The sequence below is a fragment of the Curtobacterium sp. MCSS17_007 genome (assembly GCF_003234175.2).
Taxonomy (GTDB): Bacteria; Actinomycetota; Actinomycetes; order Actinomycetales; family Microbacteriaceae; genus Curtobacterium.
This window is the reverse complement of sequence record NZ_CP126257.1, coordinates 2708306-2725479: the sequence shown is the minus strand read 5'-3', so window position 1 is coordinate 2725479 and position 17174 is coordinate 2708306. Positions and strand designations below refer to the sequence as shown.

Genomic DNA, 17174 nt, shown 5'->3' with positions numbered 1-17174 from the left:
GCCCGCGCCGCGCCTCCCGTCCGCCTTCGTGCGGGACGCATGGTGGGAGACACGCCCAACGGAAAGCGCACCGCACCACGGAACGTCGCGGCGCAAACTGCCTGTCGTTGTGCGAGAGCAACGCGCGCCGCGCAGCGGCGCGCCCCGCGCCTCAGGCGCGCCCGCGGTTGCGCCGCCGGATCTCCTTCGGCGCCCGCCCCGCCATGAACGACCGCGCGGGATCGACGAGGAACCCCTGGCGCAGGGCCTCGCGGCCGACGAGCATGCGGAAGCCCATCTGGTCGCGGTTGCTCAGCGTGACCTCGGCGTCGATCGTGCGGCCCGCGAGCGTGATCGGCGTCAGCACGACGATGCGCTCCTGCGTGTGCCCCGTCGAGCTCCGGACGATCCGCCGGTCGTGCACGTCGCACTCGTGCGTGACGGCGTCGGCGTCGGTGTCCTGCCACGGGTGCACCGAGAAGCGCACCCGGTCACCGGGGAGCTCCTCGAGGTCGAACGCGTGCAGCGCCGAGCTCCGTGCCCCGGTGTCGAGCTTCACCTTGATCCAGGGCAGGTCCAGCCCGGGCAGGGCAGCCCACTCGCGCCATCCTGCGATCGTCGGGTTCCGGGCCATGTGCCCATCCTGTCGCATGCTTTGATTGAGCGTCGCCGTCGACGCCTCGACCCCGTGGAGCAACCCCGATGAAACTCGCCATCCTGTCGCGCGCCCCGCACGCGTACTCGACGCAGCGTCTGCGCGCGGCCGCGGTCGACCGTGGGCACGAGGTCAAGGTGCTCAACACGCTGCGGTTCGCCATCGACCTGTCCGGCGAGGAGCCCGACCTGCTCTACCGGGGCAAGCTCCTGAGCGACTACGACGCTGTCCTCCCGCGCATCGGCAACTCGATCACCTACTACGGCACCGCGGTCGTGCGGCAGTTCGAGCAGATGGACGTGTACACGCCGAACACCGCGACGGGCATCACGAACTCCCGCGACAAGCTCCGCGCGAACCAGATCCTGTCCCGGCACCACATCGGCATGCCGGCGACCACGTTCGTGAACAGCCGCGCCGACGTCCGCGGGGCGATCGACAGCGTCGGCGGCGCGCCGGTCGTGATCAAGCTGCTCGAGGGCACGCAGGGCATCGGCGTGATCCTCGCGCCCGAGGCCAAGGTCGCCGAGTCGATCGTGGAGACGCTCCACTCCACGAAGCAGAACGTGCTCATCCAGGCGTTCGTCTCGGAGAGCCGGGGCCGGGACATCCGGGCACTGGTCGTCGGGGACCGGGTCGTGGCCGCGATGCGACGCAGCGCGTCCGGCGACGAGTTCCGGTCGAACGTGCACCGCGGCGGCACCGTCGAGAAGGTCACCCTGACGCCCGAGTACGAGGAGGCGGCGGTCCGTTCGGCGCAGATCATGGGCCTCCGCGTCGCGGGCGTCGACATGCTCGAGGGCAACGACGGGCCGCTCGTCATGGAGGTCAACTCGTCGCCGGGCCTCGAGGGCATCGAACGCGCGACCGGCCTCGACGTCGCCGGAGCGATCATCGACTTCATCGGGAACCAGGTCGCGTTCCCGGAGATCGACGTCCGCCAGCGACTCAGCGTCTCGACCGGGTACGGCGTGGCCGAGCTCCTCGTCCACACGAACGCCGATCTCGTGGGCAAGACGATCAAGGAGTCCGGGCTCTGGGACCGGGACATCACCGTCCTGACCCTGCACCGCGGTGCCTCGGTCATCCCGAACCCGCGGAGCGGCGTCGAACTGCAGGCCAGCGACCGCCTGCTCTGCTTCGGGAAGCTCGAGGAGATGCGGTCGATGATCCCGGACCGCCGTCGCCGCCGGTCGAAGGTCCGCAAGCTCCCGAAGGACGCCTGACCGGTGCCGCCCAGCGCACCCGGATCGCGTACCCAGGTCAGATGCGGAAGTATGTGTCGGTGACGATCATGACGGAACGACCGGTCGACCAGTCGACGAGCAGCGAACCGGAGCGGCCCGGCAACGCCACGGCGAAGCACCAGAACGTGTCGCTCCTGTCGGTGGCGACGACCGTCGCGGACCGCGTGACGACCTCCGCGGACATCGAGGCGAGGCTCCGCGGGGCCCTGCGCCGACTGCGTCTGCCGACCGGCCTGCTCGAGCGCGTCGCAGGTGTCACCGAGCGCCGCAACTGGGGCGAGGGGCAGACCTTCCAGGACGCCGCGATCGACGCCGGCCGACGGGCCATGGCCGAGGCCGGCATCCGCCCGGAGGACGTCGGTCTGCTCATCAACACCTCCGTCACCCGACCGCACCTCGAGCCGAGCGTCGCCGTGCGCCTGCACCACGGCCTCGGGCTGCCGACGTCGGCGATCAACTTCGACATCGCGAACGCCTGCCTGGGGTTCGTCAACGCGATGAGCGTCGCCGCGGGCATGATCGACTCCGGCCAGATCAAGTACGCGCTCATCGTGGACGGCGAGGACGCCGACCAGGTGCAGCTCAACACGATCGACCGCCTGAACCAGGGCGGCCGGAACCGCAAGGACTTCATGAGCGAGTTCGCGAGCCTGACCCTCGGGTCCGGTGCCGCGGCCGCCGTGCTCGGCCCGTCCGACGTCCACCCCGAGGGGCACCGCATCATCGGTGGCGTCACCCGCGCGGCGACGCAGTGGTACGACCTGTGCGTCGGCAGCGTGGACGGCATGTTCACCGATGCGAAGATGCTGCTGAAGGGCGGCATGGAGCTCGTCGTGGCCGCCTGGAACGAGGCCCGCGCGCACTTCGACTGGCAGGACATGGACCGCTACGTGCTGCACCAGGTCTCCGACGTGCACACGAACGCCTTCGTCGAGGCGATCGGCATCTCCCGCACGAAGGTCCCCACCACGTACCAGCGGTACGGCAACGTCGGTCCGGCCTCGATCCCCATCACCCTGGCCGACGAGGTCGACCGCGGCGGCATCACCCGGGGCGACCGCGTCTTCCTCGGTGGGGTCGGCTCCGGCATCAACACGGCGATGATGGAACTGCGCTGGTGAGGTCCGGCCTCCCGCGCGTCGCCGCCAGCACGGCTCCGGCGACGCTCCCGCCGCCCCTGCCCGGACTCGACCCGGCCTGGTCGCGCCTGGTCACCGTCGGCGGTGGTGCGGCAGGACGGTCGGGAGGCGCGGCCCGCCCCCCGCGCACCTGGCACCTCCTCGACACGGCCGGTTCCCTCGAGGCGATCGGTGTCACGCCGGTCGGCACGATCCTCTGCGTGCACGGCAACCCGACCTGGTCGTACCTCTGGCGGTCCGTCGCGGCGCGCACGCTCGCCGTCGCGCAGGCCGGTGGCCCGGCGTGGCGCGTCGTCGCGGTCGACCAGCTCGACATGGGCTTCTCGGAGCGCACCGCGGACCAGCACCGGCTGGCCGACCGTGTCCGCGACCTCGGCGCCCTGACCGACGAACTCCGGCTCACCGGACCCGTCGTGACCCTCGGCCACGACTGGGGCGGCGTCGTCTCGCTCGGCTGGGCGGTCGACCACCCCGACCTCGTGGTGGCCGTGGCGACGTGCAACACCGCAGTGCACCAGCCCGACGAGGCCCCGATCCCCGCTCCGCTGCGGCTCGCGCTGCGGCCGGGCGTGCTCGGACGCGGCACGGTGCTGACACCGGCGTTCCTCGAGACGACGCTCGCCATCGCGCACCCGAAGCTCGACCGGTCCGTCGCCGACGGCTACCGGGCCCCGTACCGTGGCGCCGCCCGTCGTGGCGGGATCGGTGGCTTCGTCGCGGACATCCCCGTGGACGCCACCCACCCGAGCGCCGACGAGCTCGACCGCATCGCCACCGGTGTCGCGGCGCTCGAGGTGCCCGCGCTCGTCATGTGGGGACCGCGCGACCCGGTGTTCCTGGAGCGGTACCTCGACGACCTGGTCGAGCGGCTGCCGCACGCCGACGTCCACCGCTTCGAGGGGGCCGGGCACCTGCTGCCGGACGACGCCGACGTCGCGGGGACGGTGCTCGACTGGCTCGGTGACCACCTGCCGGACGGGCGGCCGACCGACGGCGCCGAGCCGAGCCTCCCGGCCGATGCCCGCCCCGGCACCGGAGCCCGCACCGACGCCCCGTACCGGCCCCTCTGGGCCGCGCTCGACGAACTCGCCGACGACCACGGCCCCGCCCTCGTCGAGATGGCCGCCGCCGGTGGCCCGCGCACGGTCTCGTGGCGGCTGCTCGCCCAGCGGGTCCACGAGATCGCGGCCGGGCTCGCCGACCTCGGCGTCCGCCCGGGCGACCGTGTGTCCCTCCTCGTCACCCCCGGGGCCGATCTCACCGCGGTGCTCTACGCCTGCGTCCGCATCGGCGCGGTCGTGGTGGTCGCGGATGCCGGACTCGGGCTGCGTGGCCTGACCCGAGCGGTCCGCGGTGCCCGTCCGGACTGGGTGATCGGCGCACTGCCGGGCCTCGGTGCGGCCAGGACGCTGGGTTGGCCGGGCCGGCGCATCGCCACGGTGTCGCTGCCCGGACCGGCCCGCAAGGCACTCGGCGTCGAGCACACCCTGGTCGAGGTCGCCCGTCGCGGCGCCGCACGACTCGCAGCGGGGGAGCAGCTGCCCGACGCCCCGACGCCGGACGCTCCCGCCGCCGTCCTCTTCACCTCCGGTTCGACCGGTCCTGCGAAGGGCGTCGTCTACACGCACGGGCAGCTGGCCGCGGTGCGCGACGTCCTGGCGGCGCAGTACGGGGTCGGCACCGGCACCGGTCTGGTCGCCGGGTTCGCCCCCTTCGCCCTGCTCGGACCGGCCCTCGGCGCACGCTCGGTCGCGCCCGACATGGACGTCACGGCGCCGCGCACCCTGACCGCACGCGCGGTGGCCGACGCGGTCGCGGCGGCGGACGCGACCGTGGTGTTCCTGTCACCGGCGGCCCTCGCGAACGTCGTGGCCACGGCCTCCGCGCTCACCGCGGCCGACCGGACGGCGCTCGGACGGGTGCGGCTGTTCCTCTCGGCCGGGGCCCCGGTGTCGGCGACGCTCCTCGCCGCGGCGACCGAGCTCATGCCGCACGCGGCCGCGCACACCCCCTACGGCATGACCGAGGGCCTGCTCATGACCGACGTGGACCTCGCCGGCGTGCGCGCGGCGTCGTCGGCGCCTGACGACGGCATCTGCGTCGGGCGCCCGGCCGGCGGTGTGCGCGTGCGGATCGCTCCGCTCGACGACGCCGGAGAGCCCACCGGCGACCTGACGGAGCGGGCGGGCGTCACGGGCGAGGTCGTCGTCGCGGCTCCGCACGTGCGCGACCACTACGACCGGCTCTGGCGCACCGACCGGGTGTCACGGCTCGGCGTCGATGACCCGCGTGGACACCGCACCGGCGACGTCGGGCACCTCGACGCCGACGGTCGGCTCTGGATCGAGGGTCGTCTGCAGCACGTCGTGACCACCCCCCACGGCGTCGTGACCCCGGTCGGACCCGAGCAGCGCATCGAGCGCGTCGAGGGCGTCGGACGCGCCGGCGTCGCGGGCACCGGGCCGTCCGGCACCCAGCAGGTCGTCGCCGTCGTCGAGACCGTCCCCGCGGCACGACGTCCGGGGCTCGCGTCGGCCGACCTCGCCGCCGCGGTCCGTGCGGCCGCAGAGGTCCCGCTCGCCGCGGTGCTCGTCGTCCCGGCCCTGCCGACGGACATCCGGCACAACTCGAAGGTCGATCGCGCGCGGCTGTCGCGGTGGGCGTCGACGGTGCTCGGCGGTGGCCGGATGGTCCGCCCGTGAGGGTCCTGGTCACCGGGGCCAGCGGGTTCCTCGGCCGGGCGACCGCCGCAGCCGTCCGTGATGCCGGGCACGACGTCCGGACGTTCCAGCGCCGCCCGTCCGGGGTCGACGGGGTGGAGGACGCCCTCGGCACGATGACCGACACCGCGGCGGTCGCGCAGGCGGTCGACGGTGTGGAGGCCGTGGTGCACCTGGCGGCGAAGGTGTCGCTGGCGGGTGACCCGGCCGACTTCGCCCGCGTCAACGTCGCCGGGACGAGCGCCCTGCTCGACGCCGCGCGCGCCGCAGGGGTCGGCCGCTTCGTCTTCGTGTCGTCGCCGTCCGTCGCGCACACGGGCTCGTCACTGGCGGGTGCCGCCGCCGACCCCGCCGAGCCGACGGCCGCGCGCGGCCACTACGCGCGCACGAAGGCAGCGGCCGAACTGCTGGCGCTCGCGGCGGACGAGCCGGGCTTCGCGGTCGTCGCGGTCCGTCCGCACCTGGTGTGGGGGCCGGGGGACACCCAGCTCGTCGGCCGCATCGTCGACCGCGCACGCACCGGACGGCTGCCGCTCCTCGACTCGGGCGCCGCGCTCATCGACACCCTCTACGTCGACAACGCCGCGTCGGCGATGGTCGCCGCGCTCGAGCACGCGGCCGACGACGCCGTGCACGGCAACGCCTACGTCGTGACGAACGGCGAACCCCGGCCCGTGGGGGAGCTCCTGGCGGGGATCTGCACGGCGTCCGGGGTCCCGGCGCCGCGGCTGCACGTGCCCGCGGCGCTGGCCCGGGCGGCGGGCTCGGTCGTCGAGGCCGTCTGGCGGGTGCGTCCCGGTGCGGACGAGCCGCCGATGACGCGGTTCCTCGCCGAGCAGCTGTCGACGGCGCACTGGTTCGACCAACGACGGACGCGCCACGACCTCGACTGGAACCCGACGGTCTCGATCGACGAGGGCCTGGCCCGCCTGGCGGCGACCGCGCGCTGACCGGACCGGGTGCGCCGCGACGGACCCGTGTTCGGGTGGCGGGTCCGTCGCACGTCTGATGTCGGGGTGCTGCATCGCAGCCCGACGGATTCGGCCCGGCCGGCCGGCCAGGGAGGAAGTGCAGCCGGTGGGGCGGTCGAGCCGTCAGCCGGTGAAGCGCTGCCAGAGCTCGGTGACGATCGGCCAGACATCACCGGCACGGTCCGCCGAGGCGATGGCGATCGTCACGACGGGGTAGGCGGTGACCACGAGGCTGACCAGGACAGCGAGGACGACCGCGAAGACCGACGTCACCGTGTGGCGCCGGGTCAGTGCCCAGAGCAGCAGGGCGAGGACGACCACCACGCCGAGCAGCGTGACGAGGGTGACCCGGATGAACGGGAACGGCACGAGTCCGGCGGTCGTGGCGGTCACTCCGCCGAGGAACCCGACCAGCGGGAGGTACGCGCCGAGGGCCACGGCGAGCACCAGCACGACGCCGATGCCCGACGTGATCCAGACGCCGCGCGGGCGCGGACGACGAGCGGTCGTGCCCCGGCGTCCCGCCCACGCGGTGATCATCGCTGCGCCTTGCCGTCGCCCTCACCGTCGTCGCTGCGGTGCGCGGCGGCCTCGTCGTGGCGTGTGTCGGCCTCGTCTCGGACGACGTCGGCGGCGTGCTCGATGCGGTCGGCCGCCGCGTCGAGGGCGTCGGCGACGCGCTCGTCCGCGTCGGCGGTGTCGGACGTGCCGCTGCGTGCCGACGAGTCAGCGGCGCTGCGCTCGTCGGCTGCGCCGTCCTTGGTCGCGCTCGCCGCCGCGTCGGCCGCGTCCGAGGCGGCGGCACCGGCGTCCGCTGCGGCGTCGGTCGCTGCTGCGGCGGCGCCGGATGCACGGGCACGGACCTCCTGCGAGGCGGCCTTCGCGGCGTCCTTCCCTGCGCTGACCGCTTCCTTCGCTGCGTCACCGGCGTCCGAGGACTTCTCCGCGGCACGCTCAGCCGCGTCGGACGCGGTCTCCCGGGCCCGGTCGACGGCGTCACCGGCAGCGTCACGTGCACGGCCGGCGGCCTCCCGCGTGGCGTCGGCGGCGTCCTGCGCGGCGTCGCGTGCCCGTTCGGCGACCTGGGCGGCGCCGTCGCGGACGGTCTCCGCGGCACCGGAGACGGCCTGCCTCGCGTGGTCGGCTGCGTCACCGACGGCCTCGCGGGCCTCGTCGACCGGCGTCGGCTCGTCGTCGAACGGCCCGTGGACGTCGAGCACGTGGACGTCCACGGTGGTGGGCTGCCCCGACCCGAGCTGCGAGACCGCGGCGGCGACCTGGCGGCGGACCTCCTCGGCGACCTCGGGCACCGGCCGGGGGTAGCTGACGACGACGGACACTGTCACGTCGAGCGTTCCGTCGTTGTCGTCGACCTGCACGCCGGGGGCACCGGCGGTGCGTCCGAGCTGCGATCGGACGCGATCGGCGGCGCGGGCGACGAGCCCGCCGAGGTGGTGGACGCCCGGCACGCCGAGCGCCGTCTCCGCCGCGGTGCGGGCGGCGACCACCAGGGGCCCGGCATCCTCGGGGAGCGGGGTGGTCAGCTCGGACGGCAGGTCGACCTCGGTGATCTGCATCCGGGCGTTCGGATCGTGCTGCATGGCTTCCTCCTCGTGAACAGGTCGGCCGTCGCTCCCGTCAGGGAGCGACGGCCGGGGTCCGCTAGTGCTTGAAGACGTCCTTGACGTCCTCGCCGGTCTGCTTGGCGCTCGCAGCGGCCTGGTCCTTCTTGCCCTCCGCGACCTTCTCGTCGTTGTCCGTCGCGTTGCCGAAGGCCTCCTTGGCCTTGCCGGCCAGGTCCTGTGCGGCGTTCTTGATCTTGTCCTCGAGTCCCATGGTGGGTCCCTTCTCTCTCGTGGGCTGGTGCCCGGTGGTGACGGCCGGGAGGCGCTGCTCGCCCCGTCCGGCCCGGTTGCGGTGGTGCTGGTGGTGCGTTCGCGTCCGGCGGAGTCCGCCGGGTCGTCCTACTGGACGCGGGTGGTGCGTGCCAGTGCGGTGCGGGTGCCGCCGGTGAGGTGGACCAGGACCGGGATCTGCCGGCCGAGGGTGTGGTCGAGGGTGGTCAGGGCGTGGTCGACGGCGTCGAGGACGGTGACCGCGTCACCACCCCGTCGGACGTGGACCCTGATGCGTGCGGCGCGGGTCTTCTTCACCAGGTACGTGTCGACCTTGGAGGTGACGATGTCGTGGACGCCGGCGAGTTCGTGGTCGATGACGTCCCGCACGAGCGCGACGTTCACGGTGACCTGGTCGGCGCCGGAGCGTTCCCGGACCGCGACGGACGTGCCGCCGCCACCGCGGGTGGACACCACCACCAACGCCAGCACGATCACCACGACGCAGATCGCGGCGATGATCCACAGTGCGGTGTCGGGGACGGTGACCTGCTCGGGCAGGGTGACGTACTGCTGCAGGGCGTCGCGGACGGGTTGCAGGACGCCGGCGCCGATGACGATGCCGACGATGATCGCGATCAGGCCGATCAGGAACAGCAGGACCCGGTTGAAGCCGCGGTTGGTGGTGGTCATGCCAGGGTTCCCTTCTGGTCCACGGTGACCGTCACGGCGGTGCCGTGCTTCCCGCCGAGCCGGCCGAGTCGTTCCTGGACGGCGTGCTCGACGACGTGGGTGTCGACGGGGATGCCGGACAGGGGCACCACGTGCACCTCGGTGCGGTGCCCGCGTGCGGACGCGGACGTGTTGGACTCGGGCACGCCGGCTGCGTGGGCGGCGGCGTTCGCGGCGGTGGAGGCCAGGATGCGGGTGTCGATCACGACCGCACCACGGTCACGATCCACTCCCGAGCGGGGCTGCCGACCAGGCTTCACCGCGAGGACGACCAGGATGATGCCGGCGATGACCAGGGCGGCGGCGATGACCTCGGCGATGGTCGTGAACGCCGCGTCGGGCTGCAGGGCGGTGTCGACCACGGTCTGCGGGTCCGCCAGCAGCGGCCCCTGCCCGGTGGCCTTCAGGACCGCTTCGGTGCCGATCCACGCCGCGACCAGGGCCACGACGACCAGGGTGATCGCGACCGCGGTGGACCGGGACCGGTGGATGCTGCGACGACGCAGCCGCTTCTCGAGCTGTTCGGTGCTCATCTGGTGCCTCCTACCGGACCCGGCCCTCGTGCTCACGCACGATCCCGGTCAGTTCGATGTGGGTCCGACCCACTCGGCGGCCGGAGAGGTCCCCGACACGGGAGCGGATCGTGTCAGCAGCCGCGGACGCCGCGGAGACGACGTCCCCGTCGGCGGCGATCGGACCGGTGACCTCGAGGGCGAGTGCGCCGTCGTGGTCCTCCAAGCCGACCCGGAGCCGCTTCGCCGGAGCGCCGAGGCGTTCCGCTGCGACGGCCCGGGCCAACGCCGTCAGCGCCCGGGCGGTGATCTCGACCCGGCCCGGGACCGCGCTCACCGGGAGGCTCCCCGGGCCGGCGCTCACCGGGAGCTCCGGCGTCCGGTCAGCACGTCGGTCAGGGCGCCGCGGTCGATCTTGCCGGACGTGATCGCGGCCACGAGGGCACCGATCAGGCCGAACACGATCACCAGGACGAAGCCCCAGAACCCGAACTGCAGTGCCACGACAGCCAGGATCGCGCCGATCAGCGCACCGACGAGTGTGTTACTCAACGCGCGACTCCTTCTTGTCCTCGTTGTCGTCGTCGTCACCCGGGATGAAGACGTCCTGGACGGTCACGTTGACCTCGGCGACCTCCATGCCCACGATCTGCTGCAGGGCACGAGCGACCGACGAACGGACACCGTCCGCGACCTCCTGCAACGACACCGGGTACTCCGCGACGATCACGACGTCGGCGGCGACCTGCTTCTCGCCGACCTCGACCTTGACGCCCTGGCCGTAGTCGCGCTGACCGATCTTGTCGCGCAGCGCGCCGATGGCACGGGCAGCGCCGTTGCCGAGCGAGTGCACGCCGTTCACCTCACGCGCGGCGATGCCGGCGACCTTCGACACGACGGTGTCATCGATCGTGGTCTTGCCCGCCGTACCCGACGCGTTCGCGCCGGAAGTGTGCGTGCCCGCCGAGCGGGTGGCGGCGGAGGTCAGGTTGGTGGTGTCAGCCATTGGATGCTCCCTTCGAGAACCCGCCAGGACACGTTCCCAGCGGTTGCTGTTCACGGATGAGACGGGCTGCGACCGACCTTCGTCACGCTGGTGTCCCGGGTTCCAGCGCTCTTCCAGGAAGAACGCCAGAACCGCGGTTCTCCGTGTACCCCGGGGCGGGAGGGGTCAGGCGCCGCCGCCGATACCGGCCCCGGTGTTGCGGGACGCAGCGGCCCGGACGGCGCGCAGGTAGGCCATCGGCGACTGCCCGCACTCCTGTCGGAACAGCTGCTGCAGGCGGCGGGGACGGACGCCGGCGGCGCCGGCGATCTCGTCGACCGTGAGGTCGCCGTCCGCGTGCTCGACGATGTGGGCGACGGCACGCCGGACCCGCCACGAGGTCCGACCCGATCCGGGGTCGGCGGCTCGCGAGGTCCGCAGGGTCGCCGCCGGGTCCTCGCCGAAGCGCTCCCGGTACGCGGCCGCGAACCGGCCCGGGTTCGTGAACCCCCAGCGCCGTGCGATCGGGGTGACGCCGTCCTCGCCAGGCGTCCGCAGGAGTTCTCGACGGACACAGTCCAGCCGGTGGTCGCGGAGGAACCGGTTGGGGGTGGTGGCGAGTGTCCGCGCGAACACGTCCTGCAACCCGCGCTGGCTCAGTCCGCAGGCCGCGGCGATGTCCGGCACCGACGGGCGGTCCGTCGCGTGCGCCTCGATGTAACGGATGGCGTCGCGGAGCCGGTTCGCGACGGGGACGTCCTGGCCGCGGTCACGGACGGGGAACGTGTCGAGCACGACGACGGCCAGTCGCCGGTTCAGCGCCGTCCGCATCGGTCCGACCACGCGGTCGTCGAGCAGCGCGGGTGCGAGGTCCTGGACGAGGCGGCGCAGCGGTTCACGTCGCGCCACGGCCTCGTCCTGCTGGTCGAACAGCAGCGGACCGCCCGGCAGCCGGTAGCCGAGCTCCTCGCCGACTGATCGCAGGAAGGAATCGGACAGGTGCAGGCCGTTGTAGACCGTGTCGGCGGATTCGAACCGGTACGCCTCGGACGCCGAGGCGATGTAGGGGCTGCCCGCCTCGAGGACCCGCGTCCGGTCGGCGAAGTGCATCTCCAGCCGACCCTTGGTCAGCCAGAAGACGACGTGGTCGTTGCGCGGTCCGATGACCCCGCCGCGACGGCCGCCTTCCGAGCGCATGGTCCGGAGGGTCACGTCGTCGTCGCCGACGATCGTGTACTCGTAGTGCGTGCCCTCGGTGAGGTAGGTGTCGCTGCCGAGGTCTCGTCCGTTGTACTCGGCCGAGAAGATGCGGGCGTAGTCGGTGCCGTCGCCGTCGGTGAACCGCAGCCGGCGGAATCCGTTCGTCGACGAGGTGCTCACCCGCGCATCATGCCAGCTGTGTCCGGTAAGCGCGCTCCCGCCGTCGGTATGGCCGACGCCGGACGGGAGGCGCGGTGCGGGTCGTGCCCCGCGCCTCCCGTCCGGCCGGTGCTCGCTCGATCCGCGGGGCCGCGGCGATCCAGCATTCGCGACGTGTGGTGGGACCGGCTCACGAGCGTCCGCGGCGTGCAGTGCAGGACTCTCAGGGAGGACCTGCTCCTTGCGCTGGTGCAAGGTACCCCCAGGGGGTACCTTGGTGGGAGGAGACGGAGGAACTCGTGGCGGACCACCAGCACGTCGGGTACATCGACGACAAGGACGACCTGCTCAAGCGGCTGCGCCGCGCGGAGGGGCAGGTGCGCGGGATCGCGCGCATGGTCGAGGACGAGACGTACTGCATCGACGTCCTCACGCAGATCTCCGCGGCGAACCGGGCGCTCGAACGGGTCGCCCTGTCGCTGCTCGAGGACCACCTGCGCCACTGCGTCGCCGAGGCCGTCGCCGAGGGCGGGGACGCCGCCGATGCGAAGGTCCGTGAGGCGAGCGACGCGATCGCCCGACTCGTCCGTTCCTGAAGCGCACACCACCACCACCGGGAGGACCCATGACCACCGAGACCGTCGCCGTGACCGGGATGACCTGCGAGCACTGCGTGGCCAGCGTGACCGAGGAGGTGTCCGAGCTCGCGGGTGTCACCGACGTCACCGTGGAGCTCGTGCCCGGGGGCTCGTCCACCGTCACCGTCACCTCGGACGCGCCGCTGGATGACGACGCCCTTCGTGGCGCGATCACGGAGGCGGGGTACGAGGTCGTGACCCGGTGAACGACGGCGTCGTCGAACTCGACATCACGGGCATGACCTGCGCCTCGTGCGCGAACCGCATCGAACGGAAGCTCGGCAAGCTGCCCGGCGTCAGTGCGACGGTCAACTACGCGACCGAGCAGGCGCAGGTCGAGGTCACCGACCCGACCAGTGTCGACACCGCGGCGCTCGTCGCGGCGGTCGAGGCCGCGGGATACGGCGCGAGCGTGCACGTCCGACGGCCGACCGCCGACGACGACGGCGGTGTCGATGCCCGATCGGACGACCCGACCGCACCCCTGCGGCAGCGGCTCGTCGTCTCCGCGGTGCTCGCGGTGCCGGTGGTCCTGCTCTCGATGGTGCCGGTGCTGCAGTTCCCGAACTGGCAGTGGGCGGCCCTGGCCCTGGCGGCGCCGGTCGCGGTCTGGGGTGCCCTGCCGTTCCACCGCGCCGCGTGGGTGAACGCTCGGCACGGTGCCGCGACGATGGACACGCTCGTCAGCGTCGGCGTCCTCGCCGCCTTCGGCTGGTCGCTGTACGCCCTCTTCCTCGGCGACGCCGGTCGACCGGGGATGCACATGGCGTTCTCGTGGTTCGCGACCGACCCCGAGGCGAGTGATCTCTACCTCGAGGTGGCCGCGGCCGTCACGGTGTTCATCCTGGCCGGCCGGTACATGGAGGCGCGGGCGAAGCAGCGCTCAGGGGCGGCCCTGCGCGCGCTGCTCGAGCTCGGGGCGAAGGACGCGTCGGTCCTGCGCGACGGGCCGTCCGGTCCGGTCGAGGTCCGTGTGCCCGCCGCGTCGCTCGTCGTCGGCGACGTCGTCGTGGTGCGTCCGGGGGAGCGGATCCCGAGCGACGGCATCGTGCGCGAGGGGTCCTCGGCCGTCGACCTCAGCATGCTCACCGGTGAGTCCGTGCCGGTCGAGGTCCGGCCCGGCGACCGCGTGACCGGGGCGACCATCGACGTGGGCGGTCGGCTCGTGGTCGAGGTCACCGCGGTCGGTGCCGACACCGAGCTCGCCCGGATGGGTCGGCTCGTCGAGGACGCGCAGACGGGCAAGGCCGATGTGCAGCGCCTCGCCGACCGGGTGTCCGCCGTGTTCGTGCCCGTCGTGATCGGGCTCGCCGTGCTCGCGTTCGCCGGGTGGCTCGTGGCCGGCGGCTCGCTCACCGCCGCCTTCACCGCAGCGGTCGCGACGCTCATCATCGCCTGCCCGTGCGCCCTCGGGCTCGCCACCCCGACCGCGCTGCTCGTCGGTACCGGCCGGGGCTCGCAGCTGGGCATCCTGATCGGGGGACCGCAGGCACTCGAGCGCACCCGGGGCGTCGACACGATCGTGCTCGACAAGACCGGGACCGTGACCACCGGCGAGATGCGGCTGACCGACGTGCTGCCTGCCGACGGGGCGGATGGGCTCGACGGGGCCGGCGCGGCCGTCGGGCCGAGTGGGTCCGGACCGCTGCTCGCCCTGGTGGCGGCGGCCGAGGACGGCTCCGAGCACCCCGTGGCCCGCGCGGTCGTCCGGGCGGCGCGCGAGCACGGCCTCGACGTGCCCGTCGCCGAGCAGTTCACCGCGACGCCGGGCGCGGGCGTGCAGGCCGTCGTCGACGGCGAGGTCGTCGTCGTCGGGACGTCCCGGTGGCTCGCAGAGGCATGGTCACTCGCCGTGCCCGAGGCACTGGCCGAGCGGGTGGCCGCGGCGGAGTCCGCGGGCGGCACCGCGGTCGTCGTCGCCCGGGGCGGGACCGTGCTCGGCGCGGTCGTCGTGGGGGACACCGTGAAGCCCGAGGCCGCCGAGGCCGTGCGGCGGTTCGTCGCGCTCGGTCTGCGGCCGGTGCTGCTGACCGGTGACAACGAGGGTGCCGCACGGGCGGTCGCCGCGCAGGTGGGCATCGACGAGGTGCACGCCAGGGCGACCCCCGCCTCGAAGCTCGACACGGTCCGTGCGCTGCAGGCCGCGGGAAGCAGCGTCGCGATGGTCGGTGACGGCGTGAACGACGCGGCAGCGTTGGCGGCGGCGGACCTCGGCATCGCCATGGGGTCGGGGACGGACGCGGCGATCGCGGCGAGCGACATCACGGTCGTGAGCGGTCGCCTGACGGTCGTGGCCGACGCGGTCCGGTTGTCGCGGGCGACGCTCGGGACCATCCGCGGCAACCTCTTCTGGGCCTTCGCGTACAACGTCGCGGCGATCCCGCTCGCGATGGCGGGGCTCCTCAACCCGGTGCTCGCGGGTGCGGCGATGGCGTTCTCGTCCGTGTTCGTCGTGACGAACAGCCTGCGCCTGCGTCGGTTCGCACCGACCGCCTGATCCCGCGCGCTCCGTCCACAGCGAACGCCGACTGTGCGCGGGCGGACCGTGACGGCACTACGCTCGGACGTGGTCCGCGACGCAGCGCTGCGGTGACCCGCGGTCCAGTACGTCTTGAAGGTACCCAGGAGGACCGAAGTGACCGAATCCGCTCTCGTCGACCCCACATCGACCGAAGGCTGGAAGAAGCTGGACGGCATCGCCGACGGCTTCACCCCGGACCTGCGAGGGTGGTTCGACAGCGACCCCGGTCGTGCCGAGCGCTACACGTTCCAGGCCGCCGACCTCACCGTCGACCTGTCGAAGGGCCTCGTCGACGACGAGATCCTCAGCGCCCTGCTCCAGGTCGCGAAGGACACGCACGTCGCCGAGCGCTTCCAGGCGATGCTCGCCGGTGAGCACATCAACGTGACCGAGGACCGCGCCGTCCTGCACACCGCGCTCCGCCGCCCGAGGGACATCGAGCCGGCGCTCGTCGTCGACGGTCAGGACGTCGACGCCGACGTGCACGCCACGCTCGACAAGGTCTACGCCTTCGCCGAGAAGGTCCGCTCCGGCGAGTGGACCGGCGTCTCGGGCAAGCGCATCGAGACCGTCGTCAACATCGGCATCGGCGGCTCCGACCTCGGCCCGGTCATGGTGTACGAGGCGCTCAAGCCGTACGTGCAGGCCGGTCTCGAAGCCCGCTTCGTCTCGAACATCGACCCGGCGGACATCTACGAGAAGACCGCGGACCTCGACCCCGAGACCACGCTCTTCATCGTCGCGTCGAAGACCTTCGGCACGCTCGAGACCCTGACGAACGCCCGGCTCGCGCGCCAGTGGCTCTGGGCCGAGCTCGGCCTCACCGACGCGAGCGACGACGAGAAGTCGAACGCCGTCGCGAAGCACTTCGTCGCCGTCTCGACCGCGCTCGACAAGGTCGCCGCGTTCGGCATCGACCCCGAGAACGCCTTCGGGTTCTGGGACTGGGTGGGCGGCCGCTACTCGGTCGACTCCGCGATCGGCACGAGCGTCGTCATCGCGATCGGCAAGGAGAACTGGGAGCAGTTCCTCGCGGGCTTCCACGCGATCGACGAGCACGTCCGCACCACGCCGCTCGAGCAGAACGTCCCCGTCCTCATGGGCCTGCTCAACGTCTGGTACACGAACTTCCTCGGGGCGCAGAGCCACGCGGTCCTGCCGTACACGCAGTACCTGCACCGCTTCGCCGCGTACCTGCAGCAGCTCACGATGGAGTCGAACGGCAAGCGCGTCCGCTGGGACGGCTCGCCCGTCACGACGGACACCGGCGAGGTCTTCTGGGGTGAGCCGGGCACGAACGGCCAGCACGCGTTCTACCAGCTGATCCACCAGGGCACCCGCCTGATCCCCGCGGACTTCATCACCGTCGCGAAGCCGGCCCGTCCGCTGAAGGACGAGTCCGGCGACGGGAAGGCCGTGCAGCCGGGGCAGGACGTCCACGCGCTGTTCCTCGCGAACTTCTTCGCGCAGACGAAGGCGCTCGCCTTCGGCAAGACCGCCGACGAGGTCCGTGCCGAGGGCACCACCGACGAGGGGATCGTCGCCGCCCGCACCTTCACGGGCAACAAGCCGTCGACGTCGATCCTCGCGCCGGAGCTCACCCCGAGCGTGCTCGGCCAGCTGATCGCCCTGTACGAGCACATCGTGTTCACCGAGGGCACCATCTGGGGCATCGACTCGTTCGACCAGTGGGGTGTGGAGCTCGGCAAGCAGCTCGCGCTGCAGATCGCCCCGGCGGTCGACGGCGACCAGGAGGCGCTCGCGTCGCAGGACTCCTCGACCAAGGCGCTCATCGCGAAGTACCTGGAGCTGCGCGGCGAGTAGTCACGCGCACACCTGACGGACGGGAGGCGCGGTGCCGGCTGGCACCGCGCCTCCCGT

The 17174-nt window shown here is 72.9% G+C and carries 18 protein-coding genes; 8 read left to right on the top strand and 10 right to left on the bottom strand.

The features are described 5' to 3' along the window. Window positions 1-151 precede the first annotated feature (151 nt). Window positions 152-613 (bottom strand): ATP-dependent zinc protease family protein, encoded by a 462-nt coding sequence (locus tag DEJ22_RS12895; RefSeq protein ID WP_066656091.1) that lies wholly within the window; start codon window positions 611-613, stop codon window positions 152-154. Between the two features lie 68 nt (window positions 614-681). Between DEJ22_RS12895 and rimK the strand changes: the two genes are divergently transcribed. The 4 genes from rimK (at window position 682) to DEJ22_RS12875 (ending at window position 6690) form a co-directional block, all read left to right on the top strand. Further along, entirely contained in the window at window positions 682-1860 is a 1179-nt protein-coding gene (gene rimK, locus DEJ22_RS12890) for a 30S ribosomal protein S6--L-glutamate ligase (RefSeq protein ID WP_111228386.1), read from the top strand. Between the two features lie 68 nt (window positions 1861-1928). Continuing rightward, a complete protein-coding gene (locus DEJ22_RS12885) occupies window positions 1929-3002 on the top strand; it encodes a 3-oxoacyl-ACP synthase III (protein ID WP_111228402.1) in 1074 nt (357 codons plus the stop codon). Further along, entirely contained in the window at window positions 2999-5722 is a 2724-nt protein-coding gene (locus DEJ22_RS12880) for an alpha/beta fold hydrolase (RefSeq protein ID WP_111228387.1), read from the top strand. The genes DEJ22_RS12885 and DEJ22_RS12880 overlap by 4 nt, the downstream gene beginning before the upstream one ends. Continuing rightward, window positions 5719-6690, top strand: coding sequence for an NAD-dependent epimerase/dehydratase family protein (locus DEJ22_RS12875; RefSeq protein ID WP_111228403.1), 972 nt, complete (start codon window positions 5719-5721; stop codon window positions 6688-6690). The genes DEJ22_RS12880 and DEJ22_RS12875 overlap by 4 nt, the downstream gene beginning before the upstream one ends. 144 nt (window positions 6691-6834) lie before the next feature. Here DEJ22_RS12875 and DEJ22_RS12870 read toward each other — a convergent pair whose 3' ends face one another. From DEJ22_RS12870 to DEJ22_RS12830, 9 genes are all read right to left on the bottom strand, one after another. Next, entirely contained in the window at window positions 6835-7251 is a 417-nt protein-coding gene (locus DEJ22_RS12870; RefSeq protein WP_111228388.1) for an MFS transporter permease, read from the bottom strand. Continuing rightward, window positions 7248-8312, bottom strand: coding sequence for an Asp23/Gls24 family envelope stress response protein (locus tag DEJ22_RS12865; RefSeq protein ID WP_111228389.1), 1065 nt, complete (start codon window positions 8310-8312; stop codon window positions 7248-7250). The genes DEJ22_RS12870 and DEJ22_RS12865 overlap by 4 nt, the downstream gene beginning before the upstream one ends. A 61-nt stretch (window positions 8313-8373) precedes the next feature. Then, window positions 8374-8547: a CsbD family protein gene (locus tag DEJ22_RS12860; protein ID WP_111228390.1), complete on the bottom strand. Its 174-nt coding sequence runs from the start codon at window positions 8545-8547 to the stop codon at window positions 8374-8376. Window positions 8548-8675: 128 nt separating this feature from the next. Beyond that, entirely contained in the window at window positions 8676-9239 is a 564-nt protein-coding gene (locus DEJ22_RS12855; protein WP_284174732.1) for a hypothetical protein, read from the bottom strand. After that, window positions 9236-9811 carry an Asp23/Gls24 family envelope stress response protein gene (locus DEJ22_RS12850; protein WP_284174731.1) on the bottom strand — a complete coding sequence of 192 codons (576 nt, stop codon included), beginning with the start codon at window positions 9809-9811 and terminating at the stop codon, window positions 9236-9238. Before DEJ22_RS12850 ends, DEJ22_RS12855 begins: the two co-directional genes overlap by 4 nt. A gap of 10 nt (window positions 9812-9821) precedes the next feature. After that, on the bottom strand, window positions 9822-10127 hold the full coding sequence (locus DEJ22_RS12845) for a hypothetical protein (protein WP_181430894.1): 306 nt from the start codon (window positions 10125-10127) through the stop codon (window positions 9822-9824). A gap of 23 nt (window positions 10128-10150) precedes the next feature. Beyond that, window positions 10151-10342, bottom strand: coding sequence for a DUF2273 domain-containing protein (locus DEJ22_RS12840; protein ID WP_058727293.1), 192 nt, complete (start codon window positions 10340-10342; stop codon window positions 10151-10153). Continuing rightward, window positions 10335-10796, bottom strand: coding sequence for an Asp23/Gls24 family envelope stress response protein (locus tag DEJ22_RS12835; protein ID WP_111227649.1), 462 nt, complete (start codon window positions 10794-10796; stop codon window positions 10335-10337). The genes DEJ22_RS12840 and DEJ22_RS12835 overlap by 8 nt, the downstream gene beginning before the upstream one ends. A gap of 165 nt (window positions 10797-10961) precedes the next feature. Then, window positions 10962-12155, bottom strand: a complete 1194-nt coding sequence (locus tag DEJ22_RS12830; protein ID WP_111227650.1) for a helix-turn-helix transcriptional regulator — start codon at window positions 12153-12155, stop codon at window positions 10962-10964. A 278-nt stretch (window positions 12156-12433) separates the two neighbouring features. Here DEJ22_RS12830 and DEJ22_RS12825 point away from each other — a divergent pair, with 278 nt between their 5' ends. The 4 genes from DEJ22_RS12825 (at window position 12434) to pgi (ending at window position 17117) form a co-directional block, all read left to right on the top strand. Further along, window positions 12434-12730, top strand: a complete 297-nt coding sequence (locus tag DEJ22_RS12825) for a metal-sensitive transcriptional regulator (protein WP_111227651.1) — start codon at window positions 12434-12436, stop codon at window positions 12728-12730. Between the two features lie 29 nt (window positions 12731-12759). After that, entirely contained in the window at window positions 12760-12978 is a 219-nt protein-coding gene (locus DEJ22_RS12820) for a heavy-metal-associated domain-containing protein (RefSeq protein WP_111227652.1), read from the top strand. Then, window positions 12975-15269, top strand: a complete 2295-nt coding sequence (locus tag DEJ22_RS12815; protein WP_111227653.1) for a heavy metal translocating P-type ATPase — start codon at window positions 12975-12977, stop codon at window positions 15267-15269. Before DEJ22_RS12820 ends, DEJ22_RS12815 begins: the two co-directional genes overlap by 4 nt. Window positions 15270-15407: 138 nt before the next feature. Then, window positions 15408-17117 (top strand): glucose-6-phosphate isomerase, encoded by a 1710-nt coding sequence (gene pgi / locus DEJ22_RS12810; protein ID WP_111227654.1) that lies wholly within the window; start codon window positions 15408-15410, stop codon window positions 17115-17117. The last annotated feature ends 57 nt before the right edge of the window (window positions 17118-17174 follow it).

Coding starts and splice junctions, on each gene's coding strand:
- DEJ22_RS12895 (WP_066656091.1), bottom strand. CDS start 613: ATGGCCCGGAACCCGACGATCGCAGGATGGCGCGAGTGGGCTGCCCTG.
- rimK (WP_111228386.1), top strand. CDS start 682: ATGAAACTCGCCATCCTGTCGCGCGCCCCGCACGCGTACTCGACGCAG.
- DEJ22_RS12885 (WP_111228402.1), top strand. CDS start 1,929: ATGACGGAACGACCGGTCGACCAGTCGACGAGCAGCGAACCGGAGCGG.
- DEJ22_RS12870 (WP_111228388.1), bottom strand. CDS start 7,251: ATGATCACCGCGTGGGCGGGACGCCGGGGCACGACCGCTCGTCGTCCG.
- DEJ22_RS12865 (WP_111228389.1), bottom strand. CDS start 8,312: ATGCAGCACGATCCGAACGCCCGGATGCAGATCACCGAGGTCGACCTG.
- DEJ22_RS12860 (WP_111228390.1), bottom strand. CDS start 8,547: ATGGGACTCGAGGACAAGATCAAGAACGCCGCACAGGACCTGGCCGGC.
- DEJ22_RS12855 (WP_284174732.1), bottom strand. CDS start 9,239: ATGACCACCACCAACCGCGGCTTCAACCGGGTCCTGCTGTTCCTGATC.
- DEJ22_RS12850 (WP_284174731.1), bottom strand. CDS start 9,811: ATGAGCACCGAACAGCTCGAGAAGCGGCTGCGTCGTCGCAGCATCCAC.
- DEJ22_RS12835 (WP_111227649.1), bottom strand. CDS start 10,796: ATGGCTGACACCACCAACCTGACCTCCGCCGCCACCCGCTCGGCGGGC.
- DEJ22_RS12820 (WP_111227652.1), top strand. CDS start 12,760: ATGACCACCGAGACCGTCGCCGTGACCGGGATGACCTGCGAGCACTGC.